Raw genomic sequence first — 20851 nt, 5'->3', positions numbered from 1 at the left:
GAGTCGCCGTTCGGCCGCGCCTGGTCCCTGTGGGCGCTCAGCTACCACGCCGACCCCTACCGCTTCCTCCCCGACCCGGTCCGCCACCATCTGGTCCGCCGGGTGCTCGGCCCGCTCGGCGCGTGGTGGCTGCGCGACCGCTTCGAGGGAAAGGTCCAGGTCGAGGAGGTCCAGCGCGTCGTGTCCGCCGAGGTGTCGGACGGCGCCCCGGTCCTGAAGGTCCTCACCCACGGCGGCCGTGCCGAACAGCTGACGGCCGACCACGTCATCGCCGCCACCGGCTACCGCGTCGACCTCGCCGCCATGGACTTCCTCGGCCCCGGCCTCCGCACCCGCCTCGCCACCACCCGAGGCACCCCCCGTCTCGGCCCCGGCTACGTCTCCTCGCTCCCCGGCCTCTACTTCACCGGCCTCCCGGCGGCCTCGTCCTACGGCCCCGTCATGCGCTTCGTCTGCGGCACGGAGTTCGCGTCGCCACGCCTGGCGAAGCACCTGGCGTCGGCACACGGGTGACGGGTACGGCAGCGGGCGGGCCGGCCGGGGTCAACTCCCCTACCCCGCTGGTGAGTCGGAGTCCGGCCGGGTCCGTATTCTCTGATCATGGCCGCACCTCCCCTTCCCGCACTCATCGCCACCGACCTGGACGGGACGCTGCTGCGCGGTGACGACACCGTCTCCGTGCGGTCCCGGGCCGCTCTCGCGGGGGCCGCGAGGGAAGGGGCGCGGCATCTGGTGGTGACCGGGCGGCCTGCGCCGCGGGTGCGGCCGCTGCTGGAGTCGCTCGGGTGCACCGGGCTCGCGGTGTGCGGGCAGGGGGCGCAGGTGTACGACGCGGGGAGCGGGAGCCTGCTGTGGTCGGTGCGGCTGGACCGGGAGCTGGCCGAGACGGCGCTCGGGAAGATCGAGGCCGAGGTCGGACAGGTGTACGCGGCCGTCGACCAGGACGGGGTGGACGGCCTCACCCTCATCGAGCCCGGCTATCTGATGCCCCACCCCACGCTGCCCGCCATACGGGTGGACCGGCGGGACGACCTCTGGCGCGAGCCCATCAGCAAGGTGCTGCTGCGCCACCCCGGCCTGTCCGACGACGAGCTGGCCGGGACCGCCCGCTCGGTCGTCGGCTCGCTGGCCACGGTCACCATGTCCGGGCCCGGCACCGTCGAGCTCCAGCCGTGCGGCATCACCAAGGCCACCGGACTCGCCCTGGCCGCCGAGCATCTGGGCCTCGGCCGCGCGGACACGATCGCCTTCGGCGACATGCCGAACGACATCCCCATGTTCCAGTGGGCCGCCCACGGCGTGGCCATGGCCAACGCCCACCGCGAACTGCTCGCTGTGGCCGACGAGATCACCCTCTCCAACGAGGACGACGGCGTCGCGGCCGTCCTGGAGAAGGTGTACGGGCTCCGGCCCGAGGGCCACGAGAACGGGGCGGGGCGCCCGTAGGTGAATCCCCTACGGGCGCCCCGTCCCGGGAACGTCCCTGTCCCTGCGGCCTAGTACGGGCCGTTGACGTTGTCGATCGAGCCGTAACGGTGCCAGGCGTAGTTGCAGGCGGCGGTGATGTTCGCGACCGGGTCGTACGGGTCGAGGGAGGTGCCCGCCACGTGGTACGCGGTGAAGGTCGGGTCGATGACCTGGAGCAGGCCCTTGGACGGGGTGCCGTTGACGGCGTTGATGTCCCAGTTGTTGATGGCCAGCGGGTTGCCCGAGGACTCGCGCATCACGTTGCGGTGGATGCCGTTGTAGGTGCCCGGGATGCCCTTCTGGGCCATGATCGCGAGGGACTCGCGGATCCAGCCGTCGAGGTTGTTCGCGTACCCGGCCGGGGTGGTCACGGCGGCCGAGGCGGCGGCCGGAGCGGCGGCGGGGGCGGCGGAGGCGCTGGTGGCACCGATGAACGGCAGCGCGAGCACGGCGGCACCGGTACCGGTGACGGCGAGCGTACGGACGATGCGCTGGGCGCGGGCACGGCGCGGCTGAGCGGCAGCAGACATGACACGTTCCTCTCCGGCGCCTGCGAGGTGAGCTGTCGGGTTCGGGCGGGGAGGTGCCCGGCCGCTCACATCCGTGTCCCTGGGACACGGACGCTCCGTGCCCGAAGGACACGAAGTCGCGGCTTCACCCCGAGCCGTTGCCGGGTCGACGCGCGTCAATCAACGCGCGTCGACCCGTCCCGGCGGCCTACCTGGTTCCCCCGCTCCTGCCGTACGAAATGAGTTCGTCGAGTGGGTGTGTCGGGCCCGGCAGGATTCGGCGTCGCCCGACGGGCCGGAACGTATGCGAGAGCAGATGTCCGGAACAAGTGCCGGATTCACACAAAGCGATGGTTGATCTTGACTTGCCCCAATTGGGATACTTGATCCTTTGCGTCCGTCAACGCTCAACTGCCCCATGAAGCAAGGCGAAGTGGGTAGTCGGGACCTGTCGGCCGTCATCGGGCGCCCGGTGACCCAACTCACGAAACCGCAAAATACGCAAAGTCAGACATGGGCGATTAGGTGGATTTGATCCGTCTGTGGGTATTGGGGAGTGTCGGTCCGGTCGGATGCGGAACCTCTGGGGTGGTCCCGTTCGTTGGAGGAAGTGACCCCCTCCGCATGGGGGGCGGACGGGTGCCCTGTCGGCGCGCCGTCCGCCGACAGCAGGCGCATCGTCCTGTTAAGTCGATGAATGTCCGACCATGTCCGCCAAAGAAGAAGACAACCGTTGTGACCCGATACCTCCCGTGGTGGACCGGTGGGTGATAGCGGTGATGGAAACGCGACCGGATACGCTGAGCCGAGTGATGGCAGCGACCTATCGACAAACCGTGTAGTCGCCAGCAGACACCAGCAGACAGGAGACCCCTCGTGACCGTCGGCGAGCCGTTCGGGCTGAGCGTGCGGGACCAGGCACTGGAAGCCGATGTCCAGGCCGGATTGACGGCTGTCGAGGAGGGCCTGCTAGAGGCCACCAAGAGCGAGGTCCCCTTCATCACCGGAGCCGCGCAGCACCTCGTGCGGGCCGGCGGCAAGCGGTTCCGTCCCCTGCTCGTGCTCCTCGCCGGCCAGTTCGGCGACAAGTACGCCCCGGGCATCGTCCCCTCCGCCGTCGTCGTGGAGCTGACCCACCTGGCCACGCTCTACCACGACGACGTCATGGACGAGGCGGCCGTGCGCCGCGGCGTGGACAGCGCCAACACCCGCTGGGGCAACTCGGTCGCGGTCCTCACCGGAGACTTCCTCTTCGCCCGCGCGACGCAGATACTGGCCGACCTCGGCCCGGAGGCCGTCCGCGTCCAGGCCCTCGCCTTCGAGCGGCTGGTCACGGGCCAGATAATGGAGACCGCGGGTCCCATGGACGGCCGCGACCCGGTCGAGCACTACCTCGACGTGCTCTCCGGCAAGACGGGCTCCCTGGTCGCCGTCTCCTGCCGGTTCGGCGCGATGATGTCCGGCGCCGACGAGACCGTGGTGGACGTGCTCACCCAGTACGGCGAGCGCCTCGGCGTCGCCTTCCAGCTGTGCGACGACGTCCTCGACATCGCCTCCGAGACCCGGGAGTCCGGCAAGACCCCGGGCACCGACCTGCGCGAGGGCATCCCCACGATGCCCGTGCTCCGGCTGCGCGAGCGCGCCGCCCGGCTCGGCCACGCCGAGGACGTCGCGCTGTGCGAGCTGCTCGACTCCGACCTCACCGACGACGCCCGGCACGCCGAGGCGCTGGCCGCGCTGCGTACGCACCCCGCCCTGGAGCAGGCCCGCCGCGACGCCGTGCGGTACGCGGAGGAGGCCCGCGCCGCGCTGGCCCCCCTCAAGGAGTGCACGGCCAAGGCGGCCCTGCTCGAACTGTGCGACGCGGTGGTGCACCGCACCGGCTGACCGGGCAGACGTACGCCAGGGGGCGGTGCCGCCCGTACGACCCCTACGGGTCGGGCGGGAGACACCGCCCCCTGCGTCATACCGCAGGTGTACGCCGAGTTGGCTCCGTGGACTGACGTGTTCACGCGGCTGATTTGGTCTGATGGGAACCACGGAAACCACCACTCCTCACCGATTCGGGTGAGAATGGCGGCTGGGTGGACCATACGGAGGGGCAGCCGCCGCCGACCACGGAGGTAAGGCACACATGGCACCGTACGCATCCGACGACACCAGGGGCACCGCAGCGGACGAGAACCCGCGCGCCGGCCGTCGCAAGGCCGTCCGGTACGTCGTTCCGGTCGCGGTGACGGGGGTGGCCGCGGCCACGATCGGTCTGGTCCCGGCACTCGCCAGCACCGGAGACCCCGATCTGCCGAAGATCAGCGCACAGCAGCTCGTGGAGAAGATCGCGAGCTCGGACGTCCAGCAGCTGTCCGGCACGGTGAAGATCAGCACCGACCTCGGCCTGCCCGACCTGGGCGGCCTGGAGAGCAGCCTGGGCGGCTACGGCGGCCACGACGGCGGCTCCTCCGCCTACCCGAGCAGCAAGCTCACCGAGCTGGTCTCCGGCACCCACACCCTGCGCGTGGCCGCCGACGGCCCGGACAAGCAGAAGGTCTCGCTGCGCGAGCGCGGCGCGGAGTACAGCCTGATCCACAACGGCAAGGACGTGTGGGGCTACGACAGCGGCAGCAACGAGGTCTTCCACGGCACCGCCGAGCAGCACGAGCAGGGCAAGGAGCGCCAGGAGCGCAAGGAGGAGCGGCAGGGCACGCCCGGGGACTTCGCCAAGGAAGCCCTGAAGGCGGTGGACGACACCACCTCCGTCACCGTGGCAGGCACCGAGCGGGTCGCCGGGCGCGACGCCTACAAGCTGCAGATCAAGCCCAAGCAGCAGGGCAGCACCGTCGGCGCGGTCACCATCGCGGTGGACGCGAAGACGGGGACGCCGCTGAAGTTCACGCTCACCGCGAAGAGCGGCGGCAAGCCCGTCGTCGACACCGGCTTCACCCAGGTCTCCTTCGCCAAGCCGTCGGCCTCCACCTTCGACTTCACCCCGCCCAAGGGCGCGAAGGTCACCGAGGAGAAGGACTCCGACAAGGGGGAGCACGACCAGGGGCTGCGCGAGCTGTTCGGCGGGGCGGCCCTGGGCAGCGACGTCATCGGCAAGGGCTGGACCAGCATCGCCACCTTCGACACCGGCGCCAAGGGCGGGATGCCCTCCGGCTCGGCGGGCGGCTTCCTCGGCTCGCTCGGCGACCCGGTCACCGGCGACTTCGGCAAGGGCACGGTGTTCTCCACCCGCCTGGTCAACGCCCTGATCACCGACGACGGCAAGGTCTACGCGGGCGCGGTCACCAAGCAGGCCCTGCTGAAGACGGCCAACGCCGAGCACTGATCCGGCGGGCGGGGCCGGGCCGCTTCCGCGGAGGACGAGGATGAGTGGGGAACCGATGAGCGAGCCGTCCTCCGCGGAAGGGCCCGGGAGAGCCGAGGCCGGTTCTCCGGCCCGGTCCGACGCCGGTCCGGTGATCGCCACCCAGGGCCTCACCAAGCGCTACGGCGGCCAGCTCGCCGTGGACGGTCTCGATCTGACCGTCCCGGCGGGCAGCGTGTTCGGCTTCCTCGGGCCCAACGGCTCGGGCAAGACCACCACCATCCGCATGCTGATGGGCCTGATCGAGCCGACCTCCGGCACCGCCCAGGTCCTCGGCCGCCCCATGCCCCGCTCCACCCGCGCCGTCCTGCCCCAGGTCGGCGCGCTCATCGAGGGCCCCGCCCTCTACGGCTTCCTCTCCGGCCGCGACAACCTCCTGCGCTACGACGCGGCCGACCCCACCGCCGACCCCCGCACCCGGCGCGCCCGCGTCGCCGCCGCCCTGGAGCGGGTCGGTCTCGCCGCCGCCTCCGGCAAGAAGGCGAGGGCGTACTCCCTCGGCATGAAGCAGCGCCTCGGCCTCGCCGCCGCCCTGCTCCAGCCGCGCCGCCTGCTGGTCCTGGACGAGCCGACCAACGGCCTCGATCCCCAGGGCATGCGGGAGATCCGTACCCTCGTGCGCGAGCTGGCCTCCGACGGCACCACCGTCTTCCTCTCCTCCCACCTCCTCGACGAGATCGAGCAGGTCTGCACCCACGCCGCCGTGATGAACCGGGGGCGCCTGGTCGTCCAGGGCGCGGTGGCCGAGCTGGCCGCCGGGGCACATGGACGGCTCGTGGTGAGCACCCCGGACCCGGCGGACGCGGCCCGGGTGCTCAAGGAACAGGGCGTGGGGGACGTGGCCGTCGAGGGTGAGCGGGTGACCGGCGCGCCGCCCGTACGGGACCTCGCCGAGATCAACGCGGCCCTGGTGACGGCGGGCGTCCGGGTCCGCGGCTTCACGCTCGAACGTGCCTCGCTGGAGGACGCGTTCGTGGCACTGACCGGAGAGGGCTTCGATGTCGCGGGCTGAACCGACGTACCGGGTCGCGCACCCCCTGTGGACGCTCGGGCTGCTGCGCAGCGAACTGGTGATCACGGTGCGCCGCTGGCGGACCCTCGCGCTGCTCGCCGTACTGGCGGCCGTGCCGGTGCTGATCGGGATCGCGGTGAAGGCCGAGACCGGCGACGGCGGGTCGGCCGGCGGGGGCGGCGGGGGACCGGCGTTCCTGTCGCAGATCACCAACAACGGCCTGTTCCTGGTGTTCACGGCGCTCGCCGCGACGCTGCCGTTCTTCCTGCCGATGGCCGTCGGTGTCGTCGCCGGGGACGCGATCGCGGGCGAGGCGAGCGCGGGCACCCTGCGCTATCTGCTGGTCGCCCCGGCCGGGCGTACCCGGCTGCTGCTCACCAAGTACGCGGCCGTCGTCGCCTTCTGTCTGCTCGCCACGCTCGTCGTCGCCGTCACGGCGCTGATCGTCGGGGCGCTGCTCTTCCCGCTGGGCGACGTCACCACCATCTCCGGCACCCGGATCTCCTTCGCCGACGGCATCGGCCGCGCCCTGCTGATCGCACTGGTCGTCGCCGCCTCACTGACCGGCGTGGCGGCGCTCGGCCTGTTCGTGTCGACGCTGACCAACAGCGGCATCGCGGCGATGGCGACCACGGTCGGCCTGCTCATCACCGTCCAGATCCTCGACCAGCTGCCCCAGCTGCACGCCCTCCAGCCGTACTTCTTCTCCCACTACTGGCTGTCCTTCGCCGACCTGCTCCGCGACCCCGTCCCCTGGGAGGACGTGTGGCGCAACCTCGGCCTCCAGGGGCTGTACGTGGCGGTGTTCGGCGCGGCGGCGTGGGCGCGGTTCACCGCGCGGGACATCGAGGCGTAGGTCTGTCGGCGCGCCGGTTTTTTTGGTCAGCCCTCCTGGTGCGGGAAGCGCGCGAGGGGCGCCTCGCCCGCGAAGAAGGTCTTGGCCCGCGCCAGCGCGTCGGTGTCCTGCCGTACGTCGCCGGGCGCGCTGCCGTTGCCGAGCAGGACGCCGCCGAAGCGCATCCCCATGTACGCGGCGGAGTTGTTGAGCGTGCCCACCAGCGGGTCGGCGACCGAGGGGTTAGCGCCCGCGAGCGCGGTGACGCCCCACAGGGTCCGCCCGGCCATGTGCTCCTTGAAGCCGAGCCCGGGGATGCGCAGCCAGCCCGACCAGTGGTCCAGGTAGTGCTTGGTGAGGTACGAGACCGAGTACCAGTACAGCGGTGAGGCGATCACGACGTCCGTTGCCGCGAGGGTGGCGTCCAGCAGCCGTCCGGCAGGCGTGTCCGGCGCGGGCCGCACATGGTCGCTGTCGTGCCGCAGGTCGGCGAACTCGGGCAGCGGCAGCTCGGTCAGCCGCAGCCACTCCTGCTCCACGCCGGAGGGGAGCTGCTCGGCGGCGGCGCGGGCCAGGAACTCGGTGTTGCCCTCGGTGCGGGCGCTGCCCAGGACGAAGAGGAAGCGGCGGTTCATGGTTCTCCCGGGGTGGTGGCGGGCGACTTCCTTGATGCAGACGCAAGCATCTTATGCACACGCAATTATTCCTGCGTCCCTCCTGCGGCTCCCGGCTGGTGCGAGGCTGTGACGCGCCGGTGACGGCCCGGCCGACGAGAGTTCGGCACACTGGCAGGCAGGAGGCGTACGGCCGGATGGCGGCGCCGGGGGAGTGAGGAAACGATGTCCGGACTGAGTCTGGAGAAGAAGCGCGCGGTGGCGGTCCCGGCGGCGCGGAACGCATCTGCTGAACCGATTCAGCAGACCGAACAGGTCCCGCCTGCCAGCCGCTTCGACACGCTGGCCGAAGAAATCCTCTCCGACTCCCTGACCGGCCCCCTGACCCCGATCGCCGAGGCGATCCGCGACGGCCGCACCGCGGAAGCGGCGTCCCTGGCGTCCCGGACGATCACCGCTGCGGCCCGGGCCCTGGGCCCCCGCCACCCCGAGGTCCTGACCCTGGGCGAACTCACGGCCTACATCGCCTACTTGACCGGCGACGTCCGCCACGCCTGCGAACTCTCCCTCAACCTCGCCTACCGCCACCGCGAGTCCGCCGACCCCACCGCGGCCTACGCCAACGTCCTCAGCGCGGCGGCCGCCTGGCGAGCGATCCCGGACCCGTCTGTGGCCCTCCCCCTCGGCCACACCCTGACCACCCTCTGGACCCTCCTGACCACGGAACCGGGCCCGGCCTCCACGGACGACCCGCATCTACTGGAGTCGGCGCGGTGCCGTCTGCCCCGGTTGGCGGCACGGGCGCGAGCTGCCGGGGGCGCGGTCTAGAGGCCCCGTCGGCCCACCAGCCGCACGAACTCCGCGTGGCGCGAGACGTCGGTGAGGCGGTAGCCCGCGGGCAACGCGACCGGCGCGCGCCCCGGCTGGGTGTACGACGCGTTGTCGGGCGTGGGCGGGAGATAACAGATCACCTGGTCGGCCAGCGCCGCCAGGGGTGATCCGGCGGCCGCCCCTTCCACCAGAACGGACCGCACACCCACCCCGTCGAGCACCTTCAGCACCTCATCGCCACCGGCACCTGAAGAGAGCCGGGGAACCCGGAAAACCCCGTCCCCGTGACGGCCCGGATTCCCCTCCTCGACCTCTCCGCCCGCCCGAACCACCACGTCGTACGACTGCCGCAGCCGCCGGACCTCATCGGACACCGGCGCCTGCCGCTCACCCTCTCCCGCCTGGCAGACCCAGGTGACGAACGGCCGCCCCCGTGTCAGCGAAGCCAGCCAGGGCCCGAGGACCAACAGTGCCTCGTCCGCGAGTACCCCCTGCTCCACGTCCACCCCGGCCGCCCGCAGCAGCGCGGCCCCGCCCTCCCCGCGCGACGTCGGGTCCATCACGGCGATGAGCACCCGGGCGACCCCGGCGTCGATCAGCGCCTCCCGGCAGGGAGGGGTGCGCCCGTAGTGATTGCACGGCTCCAGTGTGACCACCGCCGTACCGCCCGCCGCCCGCTCCCCGGCCGCCTTCAGCGCGTTGACCTCGGCGTGGGACTCGCCCTTCCGTACGTGGTACCCCTCGCCGACGATCCGCCCGCCCCGGTCGAGCACGACACACCCGACCGGCGGGTTCGGACTCGTCGACCCGAGCCCCTGGGCGGAGACGGCGATGGCCCGCCTCATGGCGGCACGTTCATGGGCCTTCACGTCGGAGTCCCTCCCGGTCCGATGCTGCCTCCCGCTCACATCCGGGACGGCTTCTCCTTGGAGAAGAGCCACGTGTCGAAGAGTGCGGTCAGGTTCTTGCCGGACTTGGTCTCGCACAGGGTGATGAACTGCTGGGTGTCGGCGTTGCCGTGGCGGTGGTCGCGGGTCCAGGTGTGGAGGATGTCGAAGAAAGTGGCGTCGCCGACGGCCTGGCGGACCTTGTGGATGACCATGGCGCCGTGTCCGTAGACGGGCGGGTCGGAGAGGCGGGCCGCGCTGGGGGGATTCGCCGGGGGGAAGGCCCAGATGCCCGCGCTCTCTTCGTCCTTGCCGGTGTAGTAGTCCTTGAAGGTCTGCTCGGTGGTGCGGCCGCCGCGTTTCTCCTCCCAGAGCCACTCCGCGTAGCTGGCCAGGCCCTCGCTGAGCCAGATGTCCTTCCACGCGCGCGGGGTGACGGAGTCGCCGAACCACTGGTGTGCCAGTTCGTGGACGAGGAGGCCCTCGTCGGGGGACTCGCCGAAGTAGGGCTTGGTCTGGGTCTCCAGGGCGTATTCGAGGTCGGGCAGGTGGTCGACGACGGCGCCGGTCGAGGAGAAGGGGTAGGGGCCGAAGAGCGTGCTGCCCCAGTCGACCATCTCGGGCACCAGGTCCGGGACACCGGCGGCGCCCTTGGCCTCGGCGGGGTCGGTGGCGACGTAGACGGGCACGCCCTTCTTGCTTCGGCCCCGGTGAATTTTGAAGTCGCCTACGGAGACGTGGGCTACGTACGAGGCCATGGGCTCCTTGTTGTGCCAGTGCCGGGTCACCGTCTTGCCGTGGTCCTTCTCCGCGACCAGCTCGCCGTTGGAGATCACGTCGTACGGGTCGCCGTCCTCGTCCTTGGGCACGGTGACCGTGATGTCGTACGTGGCCTTGTCCGAGGGGTGGTGGTTGCCCGGGAACCAGGTCATGGAGCCGGACGGCTGGCCCAGGGCCGTCGAGCCGTCGTCGGTCTCCAGCCAGCCCTCTCTGGCGCTGCCGCTGCCGTACTTGAGCGTGTGCGGGGTGCCGTCGTAGGTGACGACCGTCCGGAAGACCTCCTGGGCGCGCACCGTCTTCGCCGGTGTCACCCGCAACTCGTCGCCCGCGCGGGTGAAGTGGGCCCCGGCGCCGCGCACCGTGACGGTGCGCACCCGCAGCCCCGACAGGTCGAGGTCGAAGCGGCTCAGGTCCTGGGTGGCCCGTGCCGTGATGACCGCCGTGCCCTTCAGATGGTTGGTCTCGGGCACGTAGTCCAGGGTCAGCCCGTAGTGCGTCACGTCGTAGCCGCCGTTGCCGAGCGTCGGGAACAGCCGGTCGCCCACCCCTGCCGTGCCGTACTTTCCGGCCGCCGCGGCACCGCTTCCCGGCGTGGAGCCGGTGCAGGACGTCGTCACGGCCAGGAGGAGCGCCACGGCCGGGGCCCAGCCGTACACACGGCCACGGACCCGGCGCGTCGCGGCACGGCCCGCGTCCGCCGCCGGGCGGCCCGGGACCGCCGGGATCTCACGCACAAGCTCACCACCCGTCTCGTCCGTACGGCCCCGGCACCGCCGGAGCCGCCTCCCGTGCCGCCTAGCTCACGCAGAACTCGTTGCCCTCCGGGTCCGCCAGGACCACCCACTCGCCCGCCGGTTCCGAGACTTCGCGCAGGACGCGGGCGCCGAGGGCCTTCAGGCGCGTGATCTCCTCGGCGCGGTGGTCCGGGCCGGGGTGGAGGTCGATGTGGAGGCGGTTCTTTCCCGTCTTCGGTTCGGGGACCCGCTGGAAGAGGAGGCGGCGGCCGAGGCCGGTGCCCGTGGCGGGGTCGAAGGGGTCGTCGGGGTGGCGGACACCGGCCAGGTCACGGAAGGCGGGGTGGCCGTGGTACTCCACGGTGGCCTCGCCGTCGAGCGCGCCGAAGGACAGGAGCCGTTCGATCAGCGCGCTGTTGTCCTCGGGCTCGTAGCGCAGGGCGGCGGCCCAGAAGTCGGCCTGCGCGTGCGGGTCGGCCGCGTCGATGACGAGCTTCCAGTGCAGCGGGGCGGGGGACGGGTTCGTCATGCCTCACTTATAACCGCGGGGGCGGCCGGGCGCCGGGTGATCGACGGAACGGTGCGTCGCGGCGCCCCCTGGGGGACGGCCGGGCTGCCCCGGGAATCCCGGAGGCTCAGGACTCCGCCGTCGCCGCCCCGGCCGGAGTCGTGGCCGCCGTCGGTACGGCCGCGGCCGACCGCGCGACCACCCGCGCCCGGCGGGCCGAGCGCATCGCGTTCCAGGTGAGGAGGATCAGGGCGATCCAGACCAGGGCGAAACCGGCCCAGCGCTCCGGGGGCATCTCCTCGTGGAAGTAGAGGATGCCGAGCACGAACTGGAAGACGGGGGCCAGGTACTGGAGGAGGCCCAGCGTGGAGAGGGGCACCCGGATCGCCGCCGCGCCGAAGCAGACCAGGGGCAGCGCGGTGACGATGCCGGTCGAGGCGAGGAGCGCGGCGTGGCCGGGGCCGTCCGTGGTGAAGGTCGCGCCGCCGTGGGCGGAGAGCCAGATCAGATAGCCGAGCGCGGGCAGGAACTGGATCGCGGTCTCGGCGGCCAGCGACTCGACGCCGCCGAGGCCGACCTTCTTCTTCACCAGCCCGTAGATCGCGAAGCTGAAGGCGAGACAGAGGGAGATCCACGGCGGCTGGCCGTAGCCCACGGTGAGGACGACGACGGCGGCGAAGCCCACCCCGACCGCCGCCCACTGCACCGGCCGCAGTCGCTCCTTGAGCAGCAGCACGCCCATGGCGATGGTCACCAGCGGGTTGATGAAGTACCCGAGGGACGCCTCCACCACATGACCCGCGTTCACGGCCCAGATGTAGACGCCCCAGTTCACCGTGATCACGGCCGCCGCCAGCGCGATCAGCCCGAGGCGGCGCGGCTGGCGCAGCAGCTCACCGGCCCACGCCCAGCGCCGTACGAAGACCAGCGCGGCCGCGACGAACACCAGGGACCACACCATCCGGTGGGCCAGGATCTCCATCGCCCCGGCGGGCTTCATCAGGGGCCAGAACAGGGGGACCAGGCCCCACATGCCATAGGCCGCGAAGCCGTTCAGCAGACCTATTCGGTGTTCACCCTTGGACGTCCCGGCCACGGGCCCCTCCTTCTCGCATTCCAGCCACGCGAGAAAGAAGGTAGCGCCGCCACGGGCCGCGTGTCATGTCCGTATCGCCATACGGTCATGACACGCGCCCGGTGAGGGCACTCGGGGCAAGGGCGCTCAGTCCTTCAGCGCCGCCTCGATCGCGACGGCCAGCGGCGTCGTCGGACGGCCGATCAGGCGGGACAGCTCCCCGCCGGAGACCACCAGCTCGCCCCGCTCGATCGCCTCGTCCACCTCGGCGAACACCGTCACGAGCGCCTCCGGCAGCCCGGCGCCGGTCAGGATCGCCTCCAGCTCCGGCACGGAGACCGCCTTGTAGACGATCTCCCGCCCGGTCGCCCGGGTCAGCTCCGCCGCGTACTCCGCGAAGCTCCACGCCGTGTCGCCGCCCAGCTCGTACGCCGTGTTCTCGTGGCCCTCGCCGGTCAGCACCGCGACCGCCGCGGCCGCGTAGTCGGCGCGCGCGGCCGAGGAGACGCGGCCGTCGCCCGCCGCCGCGACCACCGCGTCGTGGGCGAGGACCGGGGCCAGGTTCTCGGTGTAGTTCTCGTGGTACCAGCCGTTGCGCAGCAGCGAGTACGGCAGCCCGGAGGCGAGCAGCGCCTTCTCGGTGGCCCGGTGGGGGTCGACGAGCCGCGCGTGCAGCGCGCTCGGCGCGCTGGTGTACGCAAGCAGCGCCACCCCCGCCGCCTTGGCCGCGTCGATGACGACCTGGTGCTGGACCGCGCGGTCCTTGGCCAGCTCGTTGCCCGAGATCAGCAGGACCTTGTCGCCCTCGGCGAAGAGGCCGTCGAAGGTCTCGGGGGTGTTGTAGTCCGCGACGGCGATCCGCACCCCGCGCGCGGCGAAGTCGGCGGCCTTCGCCGCGTCCCGTACGACGGCGGTGATCTCTCCGGCGGGCACCTTCTCCAGCAGCTGCTCCACGGTCAGGCGGCCGAGGTGTCCGGTGGCTCCGGTGACGACGATGCTCATGGGGTGCGCTCTCCTTGGGGGTCGGTCGGTATGACACTCACCCTAGGGGTGGCACTAACCAAGTGAAAGTACACACTTTGAAGTAAGATACTGGCATGGCAGTAAGTGACATGGCGGAAGCCGAGGCCCTGTGCCCGTACCGGCTGGTCCTGGAGCACGTCACCAGCCGCTGGGGCGTCCTCGTACTGATCGAGCTGCTCGACCGCTCCTACCGGTTCAGCGAGCTGCGGCGCGCCATCGACCGGTGGAACGGCCGGGGCGTCAGCGAGAAGATGCTCACCCAGACCCTCCAGACCCTGGAGCGCGACGGCCTGGTCCACCGCGACGCCAAGCCCGTCATCCCGCCCCGCGTGGACTACTCCCTCACCCCGCTCGGCCGCGAGGCCGCCGAACAGGTCCGCTCCCTGGCCCAGTGGACCCACGACCGCATGGAGCGGGTGGACGAGGCGCGCCGGACGTACGACGAGGCCCGGGCCGCCTCCGCGACCCGGGCCCCGTAGAACCGGCGGCCCTCAGCCGATGACCGTCAGCCGATGACCGTCCAGCTGTCCCCGCCCGCGAGGAGCGCGGCCAGGTCGCCCTTGCCGCGCTGCTCGATCGCGGTGTCGAGCTGGTCGGCCATGAGGGTGTCGTAGACCGGCCGCTCCACCGAGCGGAACACCCCGATCGGGGTGTGGTGCAGGGTGTCGGGGTCGGCCAGCCGCGAGAGGGCGAAGGCCGTGGTGGGGGAGTCGGCGTGGGCGTTGTGGACGAGCAGGTCCGCCTCGTTCTCCGGGGTGACGTCGACGACCTTCAGATCACCGGTCGCCCGGTCGCGCACGACCCCGCGCTCGCCGTCCGCGCCGCCGAACCGCACCGGCTGCCCGTGCTCCAGGCGGATCAGCGCCTCCTCGGAGCGCTGTTTGTCCTTGAGGGCGTCGAAGGCGCCGTCGTTGAAGATGTTGCAGTTCTGGTAGATCTCGATCAGGGCCGTGCCGGGGTGGTCGGCGGCCTGCCGCAGGACCTCGGTGAGGTGCTTGCGGTCGGAGTCGATCGTGCGGGCCACGAAGGACGCCTCCGCGCCGAGCGCCAGGGAGACCGGGTTGAACGGCGCGTCCAGCGAGCCCATCGGCGTCGACTTGGTGATCTTGCCCAGTTCGGAGGTCGGGCTGTACTGGCCCTTGGTCAGGCCGTAGATCCGGTTGTTGAACAGCAGGATCTTGAGGTTGACGTTGCGGCGCAGCGCGTGGATCAGATGGTTGCCGCCGATGGAGAGGGCGTCGCCGTCGCCCGTGACCACCCACACGCTCAGGTCCCGCCGGGAGGCGGCGAGCCCGGTCGCGATGGCCGGGGCGCGGCCGTGGATGGAGTGCATCCCGTAGGTGTTCATGTAGTAGGGGAAGCGGGAGGAGCAGCCGATCCCGGAGACGAAGACGATGTTCTCCTTCGCCAGGCCCAGCTCCGGCATGAAGCCCTGGACGGCGGCGAGGATCGCGTAGTCACCGCAGCCCGGGCACCAGCGGACCTCCTGGTCGGACTTGAAGTCCTTCATCGACTGCTTGGCCTCCGCCTTGGGGACCAGCTGGAGCAGCCCGTTGCCCGGGTCAGTCATCGATGGCCTCCTTCAGCGCGGCGGCAAGCTGTTCCGCCTTGAACGGCATCCCGTTGACCTGGTTGTAGGAGCGGGCGTCCACCAGGTACTTCGCCCGGACCAGGGTGGCGAGCTGGCCGAGGTTCATCTCGGGGATCACCACCTTGTCGTAGCGCGCCAGGACCTCGCCCAGGTTGGCCGGGAAGGGGTTGAGGTGGCGCAGATGGGCCTGGGCGATCGGTTCGCCGGCCGTGCGCAGCCGCCGTACCGCCGCCGTGATCGGGCCGTACGTCGAGCCCCAGCCGAGGACCAGGGTGCGGGCGCCGTCCTGGTCGTCCACCTCCAGGTCCGGGACCTCGATGCCGTCGATCTTGGCCTGACGGGTGCGGACCATCAGGTCGTGGTTGGCCGGGTCGTAGGAGATGTTGCCCGTGCCGTCCTGCTTCTCGATGCCGCCGATGCGGTGCTCCAGGCCGGGTGTGCCCGGGATCGCCCAGGGGCGGGCCAGGGTCAGCGGGTCGCGTTTGTACGGCCAGAAGACCTCGGTGCCGTCCTCCAGGGTGTGGTTCGGCCCGTGTGCGAACTGGACGGTCAGGTCCGGGAGTTCGTCGGACTCCGGGATGCGCCAGGGCTCCGAGCCGTTGGCCAGGTAGCCGTCGGAGAGCAGGAAGACCGGGGTGCGGTAGGTCAGCGCGATCCGGGCCGCCTCCAGCGCCGCGTCGAAGCAGTCGGCCGGGGTCCTCGGCGCGACCACCGGGACCGGGGCCTCGCCGTTGCGGCCGTACATCGCCTGGAGGAGGTCGGCCTGCTCGGTCTTGGTCGGCAGACCGGTCGACGGGCCGCCACGCTGGATGTCGATCACCAGCAGCGGCAGCTCCAGCGAGACCGCGAGCCCGATCGTCTCGCTCTTGAGCGCCACGCCGGGACCACTGGTCGTCGTCACCGCGAGGCTGCCGCCGAAGGCCGCGCCCAGCGCCGCGCCGATCCCCGCGATCTCGTCCTCCGCCTGGAAGGTCCGCACACCGAAGTTCTTGTGCTTGGACAGCTCGTGCAGGATGTCGGAGGCCGGGGTGATCGGGTACGAGCCGAGGAACAGCGGCAGATCCGCCTGCCGGGAGGCGGTGATCAGGCCGTACGACAGGGCGAGGTTGCCCGAGATGTTGCGGTACAGGCCCGGCGGGAAGGCACGGGCCGCCGGGGCGACCTCGTAGGAGACGGCGAAGTCCTCGGTCGTCTCGCCGAAGTTCCAGCCCGCGCGGTAGGCGGCGATGTTGGCCGCCGCGATGTCGGGCTTCTTGGCGAACTTGGTCCGCAGGAACTTCTCGGTGCCCTCGGTGGGCCGGTGGTACATCCAGCTCAGCAGGCCGAGCGCGAACATGTTCTTGCTGCGCTCCGCCTCCTTGCGGGAGAGGTCGAACTCCTTGAGTGCCTCCACCGTGAGCGTGGTGAGCGGCACCGGGTGCAGCTGATAGCCGTCCAGCGAGCCGTCCTCCAGCGGGTCGCCCGCGTAGCCGACCTTCTGCAGGGCGCGCTTGGTGAACTCGTCGGTGTTGACGATGATCTCGGCGCCGCGCGGTAGATCGCCGATGTTGGCCTTCAGGGCGGCCGGGTTCATCGCGACCAGCACGTTCGGCGCGTCGCCCGGGGTGAGGATGTCGTGGTCGGCGAAGTGGAGCTGGAACGAGGAGACACCCGGCAGGGTGCCCGCGGGGGCACGGATCTCGGCGGGGAAGTTGGGGAGGGTGGAAAGGTCGTTGCCGAAGGACGCGGTCTCGGAGGTGAAGCGGTCGCCGGTGAGCTGCATTCCGTCACCCGAGTCCCCCGCGAACCGGATGATCACCCGGTTCAGGCGCCGCACGTCCTTCGCGCCGCCCGGTGTGCGCTGCTCTCCCACGACCGTGTCGTCGGTCGGTTCCGCTGGGCTGCTGACCTGGCTGGTCACTGAACTGGACCTCCTTCGAGGCGGCTGTCCATGGGCGGCCGTCCCACCGGCCGTCCAGGATCAACCCTACGTCGGTTAGGGTCGCCTTCCGAGGCAATCCACATGGTGGACGGCTCTCCGGGACGGCCTCGGCGGGCTGACAGCTCATGATTTCCCGTCCCGGCCGAGGACCACTCGAAAGACACTCCCCAGGTGGCCCCCGGTTTCTCCCGGAGGGGACGCGGGAGACACCCCCTAGGGGGCCGGACCCCTACGAGTTCAGATACGTCAGCACCGCCAGCACCCGCCGGTGGTCCCCCTCGCTCGGGGCCAGGCCCAGCTTCATGAAGATGTTGCTGACGTGCTTCTCCACCGCGCCGTCGCTGACCACCAGCTGCCTGGCCACGGCCGAGTTGGTCCGCCCCTCCGCCATCAGCCCCAGCACCTCGCGCTCGCGCGGGGTGAGCCCGGCCAGCACGTCCTGCTTGCGGCTGCGCCCGAGCAGCTGCGCGACGACCTCGGGGTCGAGGGCCGTACCGCCCCCGGCGACCCGGACCACCGCGTCCACGAACTCGCGCACGTCGGCGACCCGGTCCTTCAGCAGATAGCCCACGCCCCGGCTGGACGCGGCCAGCAGTTCGGTGGCGTACCGCTCCTCCACGTACTGCGACAGGACCAGCACCCCGAGCCCCGGGTGCGCCTTGCGCAGCTCGACGGCGGCCCGTACGCCCTCGTCGGTGTGGGTCGGGGGCATCCGGACGTCCGCCACCACCACGTCCGGCAGCTCACCCGCCGCGTTCAGCTCGGTGATGGTCTTGACCAGCGCCTTCGCGTCCCCGACCCCGGCGACCACCTCATGACCCCGGTCGGTCAGCAACCGGGTCAGCCCCTCCCTGAGCAGCACCGAGTCCTCGGCGATGACCACGCGCACCCTGTTCTCCACGATCTCCCGGCCCCCCGCTGCCCGCTGCCACGACGCCTTGTCCGCCACGGGGACCAGCATTCCAGCAATCACGGGGGCGCGGGGGCCCTCCTTCTTCTCCGGGCCCTTGGTCTGTGGGCCCTTGGCCGCCCTCGGTCGCCCGGGTCAGTCCCGCCAGGGCAGTTCCGCCGTGATCCGGGTCGGGCCGCCGGGCGGGGAGTCGACCACGAGCAGACCGTCCACGGCGCCAAGGCGTGCCGACAGGCCCGCGAGCCCGGACCCCTTGGCGGGGTCGGCGCCGCCCACGCCGTCGTCCGTGACCAGCAGCATCAGCCGGTCGTCGGTGCGCCAGAGGTCGACGGTGGCGTGGTGGGCACGGCTGTGCTTGCTGATGTTCTGGAGGAGCTCGGAGGCCGTGTAGTACGCGATGCCCTCGATGGCGGCGGCGGGCCGGCCCGGCAGGTCGGTGGTGACCGTCACCGGGACCGTGCAGCGGGCGGCGACGGACGAGAGGGCGGGGTCGAGGCCGCGGTCGGTGAGGACGGCGGGGTGGATTCCCCTTGCCAGGTCACGCAGTTCACGCAGGGCGGTCTTCACCTCGCCGTGGGCCTCGTCGACCATGCGGGCGGCGGCTTCCGGGTCCTCGCGCAGCTTCTCCTTGGCGAGACCGAGGTCCATGGCGAGGCTGACCAGGCGCGCCTGGGCCCCGTCGTGCAGATCCCGCTCGATGCGCCGCAGGTCCGCCGCCGCCGTGTCCACCGCGGTCCCGCGCCCCGACTCCAGCCGCTCCACGCGCTGCGAGAGCCGCGACGGACCGAGCAGCCCGCGCACCAGCAGCCCGTCCACCGTGGTCAGACCCCGCAGGATCCACGGCGTGAGCAGCGTGAACACCAGGCCGAGCAGCGAGGTCACGGTGATCTCGAAGGGGTTGTCCAGATACACGTTGTGGTGCTCGTCGCCGTAGAGCTGGATGCCGCCCTGGCCGACGTACATCGGGAATACCCAGAACCACAGCGGGTACGTCAGCAGCGCCCAGCCGTACGTCCAGAAGCTCAGCCCGACCGCGAAGGAGAACACCGCCCAGGGGAAGCGGAGCAGCGCGAAGAGCAGGTTCCGCCAGGAGCTGCCGCTCTTCAGCACGGCGCCGATCCAGGCGAGGGCGCCCGGTCCGCGCACGGTCAGCGGCTCCGGCTCGGCCACGTCGACCCGCAGCAGCCCGCGCGCCCGCGCCCGCTCCAGCGCCCCGAACCCCCGGCAGCCGGCCAGCCCCAGCGCCAGCACCGGAATCCCGACGAACGTCACCAGCAGCCCCGCGCCGAGCGACATCGCCGTCACCGCCCACACGAACATCGCGATCGCGATCGGCAGGCTCAGCAGCACATACCCGAACTCCCGCCAGGCCCGCGCCTCGAACGGCGCCCGCAGCCCGGCGGGCACACGATGGCTCCGCCCGCCGCCGGATGCGCTGGGAACGCGGTACCCCTGTCCGTCGTACTCGGTGGCCATCGCCGTGGTCCGCCTCTCGTCGCGTGGGTGTCCGAACCGTGCCTTCAGGTTTCCGTGCGGGGTGGGTGCGGGGCCATGACGTGGGCTGGTGTCGGGGGCGGGGGTTTTCCCTACCGGGGCCTGGGTGGGCGGGGTGCCGTGTGGCGGTGTTTCAGGTCGGCGGGCTGGTGGCGGACAGCGAAACCGGGCTGATCACCCCAGGTCGGTGGGGTGATCAGCCCGGTTCGGTGACGGCCGTCCTCGCTATGCGGCGGTCCGGTCGCGCCAGGGCAGTTCCGCCGTGATCGCCGTCGGGCCGCCCGGCGGGGAGTCGATCAGCAGGAGGCCGTCCACCGCGCCGAGGCGTTCCGTCAGGCCGTGGAGGCCGCCGCCGGGGGATGCCTCGGCGCCACCCGTGCCGTCGTCGCGGACCTGGAGCATGAGGCGGTCGTCGGTGCGCCAGAGGTCGATCGTCGCGTGGTGGGCGTGGCTGTGTTTGCTGATGTTCTGGAGGAGTTCGGAGGCGGTGTAGTACGCGATGCCCTCGATGGCGGGAGCGGGGCGGGTGGGGAGGTCCGTGGTGACGGTCACCGGGACCGTGCAGCGGGCGGCGATGGAGGACAGGGCCGCGTCGAGGCCGCGGTCGGTGAGGACGGCGGGGTGGATGCCCCTTGCCAGGTCGCGGAGTTCGCGCAGGGCGGTCTTCACCTCGCCGTGGGCCTCGTCGACCATGCGGGCGGCCTCCTCCGGGTCCTCGAGGAGCTTCTCCTTCGCCAGGCCGAGCTCCATGGCGAGGTTGACCAGCCGGGCCTGGGCGCCGTCGTGCAGATCGCGCTCGATCCGGCGCAGGTCGGCCGCCGCCGTGTCCACGACGACTCCGCGGTCCGACTCCAGCTCGGCTATCCGGCGCTCCAGCTCGTCCGACGGCGACAACAGCCCCCGCGCCAGCGCCCGGTCCACGGTCGCCAGCCCCCGCGCGATGAACGACAGCACCGGCCAGAGCACGAACAGCGAGGTCAGGATCGTGCAGAAGGTGAAGATGCCCCAGGGCAACCGGATGAAGAAGTAGAGCAGCGTCCGCCAGCCCACCGGATCGCTCAGGATGAGCCACAGCCGCCGTGACAGCTTCCGGTCCCGCCGGCCCAGCAGCGACAGCGGCGACGGCTCGGCCACCCGCACCCCGAGCAGCCCCCGCACCCGCGCCCGCTCCAGCCGCCCCAGCAGCCGCGCCCCCAGCAGACAGCCCGCGAGCAGCGGCAGCCCCAGGACCGTCACCGTCAGCCCCGCGCTGACGGAGACCAGGGTGACGACGTAGGTGAACCCGAACACCGC

19 protein-coding genes, 1 pseudogene and 1 riboswitch are annotated in these 20851 nt (G+C 71.6%); of the genes and pseudogenes, 8 read left to right on the top strand and 12 right to left on the bottom strand.

Going from position 1 to position 20851, the window contains the following annotated elements; genetic code table 11:
• Both GTW40_RS04760 and GTW40_RS04755 read left to right on the top strand, forming a co-directional pair.
• Nucleotides 1-513: pseudogene (locus GTW40_RS04760) on the top strand (NAD(P)/FAD-dependent oxidoreductase); the annotation flags it as partial.
• 87 nt (nucleotides 514-600) lie between these two features.
• Nucleotides 601-1446: an HAD family hydrolase gene (locus GTW40_RS04755; protein ID WP_161178880.1), complete on the top strand. Its 846-nt coding sequence runs from the start codon at nucleotides 601-603 to the stop codon at nucleotides 1444-1446.
• A 50-nt stretch (nucleotides 1447-1496) separates the two neighbouring features.
• Here the strand turns inward: GTW40_RS04755 and GTW40_RS04750 are convergent, their stop codons facing one another.
• Nucleotides 1497-1997: a transglycosylase SLT domain-containing protein gene (locus tag GTW40_RS04750; protein ID WP_161178879.1), complete on the bottom strand. Its 501-nt coding sequence runs from the start codon at nucleotides 1995-1997 to the stop codon at nucleotides 1497-1499.
• A gap of 2 nt (nucleotides 1998-1999) precedes the next feature.
• Nucleotides 2000-2237, bottom strand: a riboswitch (cyclic di-AMP (ydaO/yuaA leader).
• A gap of 615 nt (nucleotides 2238-2852) precedes the next feature.
• Between GTW40_RS04750 and GTW40_RS04745 the strand changes: the two genes are divergently transcribed.
• From GTW40_RS04745 to GTW40_RS04730, 4 genes are all read left to right on the top strand, one after another.
• Nucleotides 2853-3863, top strand: a complete 1011-nt coding sequence (locus GTW40_RS04745; RefSeq protein ID WP_161178878.1) for a polyprenyl synthetase family protein — start codon at nucleotides 2853-2855, stop codon at nucleotides 3861-3863.
• 247 nt (nucleotides 3864-4110) lie between these two features.
• Nucleotides 4111-5304 (top strand): DUF2092 domain-containing protein, encoded by a 1194-nt coding sequence (locus GTW40_RS04740; RefSeq protein ID WP_161178877.1) that lies wholly within the window; start codon nucleotides 4111-4113, stop codon nucleotides 5302-5304.
• 55 nt (nucleotides 5305-5359) lie between these two features.
• Nucleotides 5360-6355, top strand: coding sequence for an ABC transporter ATP-binding protein (locus GTW40_RS04735; RefSeq protein WP_161178883.1), 996 nt, complete (start codon nucleotides 5360-5362; stop codon nucleotides 6353-6355).
• Nucleotides 6342-7211, top strand: coding sequence for an ABC transporter permease (locus tag GTW40_RS04730; RefSeq protein WP_161178876.1), 870 nt, complete (start codon nucleotides 6342-6344; stop codon nucleotides 7209-7211). Before GTW40_RS04735 ends, GTW40_RS04730 begins: the two co-directional genes overlap by 14 nt.
• A 26-nt stretch (nucleotides 7212-7237) precedes the next feature.
• Here the strand turns inward: GTW40_RS04730 and GTW40_RS04725 are convergent, their stop codons facing one another.
• On the bottom strand, nucleotides 7238-7825 hold the full coding sequence (locus GTW40_RS04725) for an NAD(P)H-dependent oxidoreductase (RefSeq protein ID WP_161178875.1): 588 nt from the start codon (nucleotides 7823-7825) through the stop codon (nucleotides 7238-7240).
• A 204-nt stretch (nucleotides 7826-8029) separates the two neighbouring features.
• Between GTW40_RS04725 and GTW40_RS04720 the strand changes: the two genes are divergently transcribed.
• On the top strand, nucleotides 8030-8632 hold the full coding sequence (locus GTW40_RS04720) for a hypothetical protein (RefSeq protein ID WP_161178874.1): 603 nt from the start codon (nucleotides 8030-8032) through the stop codon (nucleotides 8630-8632).
• Here the strand turns inward: GTW40_RS04720 and ribD are convergent.
• The 5 genes from ribD to GTW40_RS04695 form a co-directional block, all read right to left on the bottom strand.
• Nucleotides 8629-9480, bottom strand: a complete 852-nt coding sequence (ribD, locus tag GTW40_RS33680; RefSeq protein WP_161178873.1) for a bifunctional diaminohydroxyphosphoribosylaminopyrimidine deaminase/5-amino-6-(5-phosphoribosylamino)uracil reductase RibD — start codon at nucleotides 9478-9480, stop codon at nucleotides 8629-8631. The two genes, GTW40_RS04720 and ribD, sit on opposite strands and share 4 nt — an antisense overlap.
• Nucleotides 9481-9539: 59 nt before the next feature.
• The gene (locus GTW40_RS04710; protein WP_343245615.1) at nucleotides 9540-11036 is read right to left on the bottom strand and encodes a M1 family metallopeptidase; all 1497 of its coding nucleotides are present in this window, start codon (nucleotides 11034-11036) and stop codon (nucleotides 9540-9542) included.
• A gap of 61 nt (nucleotides 11037-11097) precedes the next feature.
• A complete protein-coding gene (locus tag GTW40_RS04705; protein WP_161178872.1) occupies nucleotides 11098-11565 on the bottom strand; it encodes a VOC family protein in 468 nt (155 codons plus the stop codon).
• Between the two features lie 106 nt (nucleotides 11566-11671).
• Nucleotides 11672-12640 carry an EamA family transporter RarD gene (gene rarD / locus GTW40_RS04700; RefSeq protein WP_161178871.1) on the bottom strand — a complete coding sequence of 323 codons (969 nt, stop codon included), beginning with the start codon at nucleotides 12638-12640 and terminating at the stop codon, nucleotides 11672-11674.
• Nucleotides 12641-12766: 126 nt separating this feature from the next.
• Complete coding sequence (locus GTW40_RS04695; protein ID WP_161178870.1) at nucleotides 12767-13621, bottom strand: NAD(P)H-binding protein; 855 nt, start codon at nucleotides 13619-13621, stop codon at nucleotides 12767-12769.
• Nucleotides 13622-13716: 95 nt separating this feature from the next.
• Here GTW40_RS04695 and GTW40_RS04690 point away from each other — a divergent pair, with 95 nt between their 5' ends.
• Nucleotides 13717-14121 (top strand): helix-turn-helix domain-containing protein, encoded by a 405-nt coding sequence (locus GTW40_RS04690; RefSeq protein ID WP_161178869.1) that lies wholly within the window; start codon nucleotides 13717-13719, stop codon nucleotides 14119-14121.
• A 26-nt stretch (nucleotides 14122-14147) separates the two neighbouring features.
• Here the strand turns inward: GTW40_RS04690 and GTW40_RS04685 are convergent, their stop codons facing one another.
• From GTW40_RS04685 to GTW40_RS04665, 5 genes are all read right to left on the bottom strand, one after another.
• Nucleotides 14148-15212: a 2-oxoacid:ferredoxin oxidoreductase subunit beta gene (locus tag GTW40_RS04685; RefSeq protein ID WP_161178868.1), complete on the bottom strand. Its 1065-nt coding sequence runs from the start codon at nucleotides 15210-15212 to the stop codon at nucleotides 14148-14150.
• Nucleotides 15205-17133 (bottom strand): 2-oxoacid:acceptor oxidoreductase subunit alpha, encoded by a 1929-nt coding sequence (locus GTW40_RS04680; protein WP_161178867.1) that lies wholly within the window; start codon nucleotides 17131-17133, stop codon nucleotides 15205-15207. Before GTW40_RS04680 ends, GTW40_RS04685 begins: the two co-directional genes overlap by 8 nt.
• 250 nt (nucleotides 17134-17383) lie before the next feature.
• Complete coding sequence (locus GTW40_RS04675) at nucleotides 17384-18055, bottom strand: response regulator transcription factor (RefSeq protein ID WP_161178881.1); 672 nt, start codon at nucleotides 18053-18055, stop codon at nucleotides 17384-17386.
• A gap of 144 nt (nucleotides 18056-18199) precedes the next feature.
• The gene (locus GTW40_RS04670; RefSeq protein ID WP_161178866.1) at nucleotides 18200-19540 is read right to left on the bottom strand and encodes a sensor histidine kinase; all 1341 of its coding nucleotides are present in this window, start codon (nucleotides 19538-19540) and stop codon (nucleotides 18200-18202) included.
• Nucleotides 19541-19783: 243 nt separating this feature from the next.
• A partial coding sequence (locus tag GTW40_RS04665) for a sensor domain-containing protein (protein WP_161178865.1) occupies nucleotides 19784-20851 on the bottom strand: 1068 nt, incomplete at its 5' end.

This window comes from Streptomyces sp. SID4985 (assembly GCF_009863025.1).
Taxonomy (GTDB): Bacteria; Actinomycetota; Actinomycetes; order Streptomycetales; family Streptomycetaceae; genus Streptomyces.
Note: the sequence above shows the minus strand (reverse complement) of the source record. Positions and strands in the feature narration are given on the sequence as shown.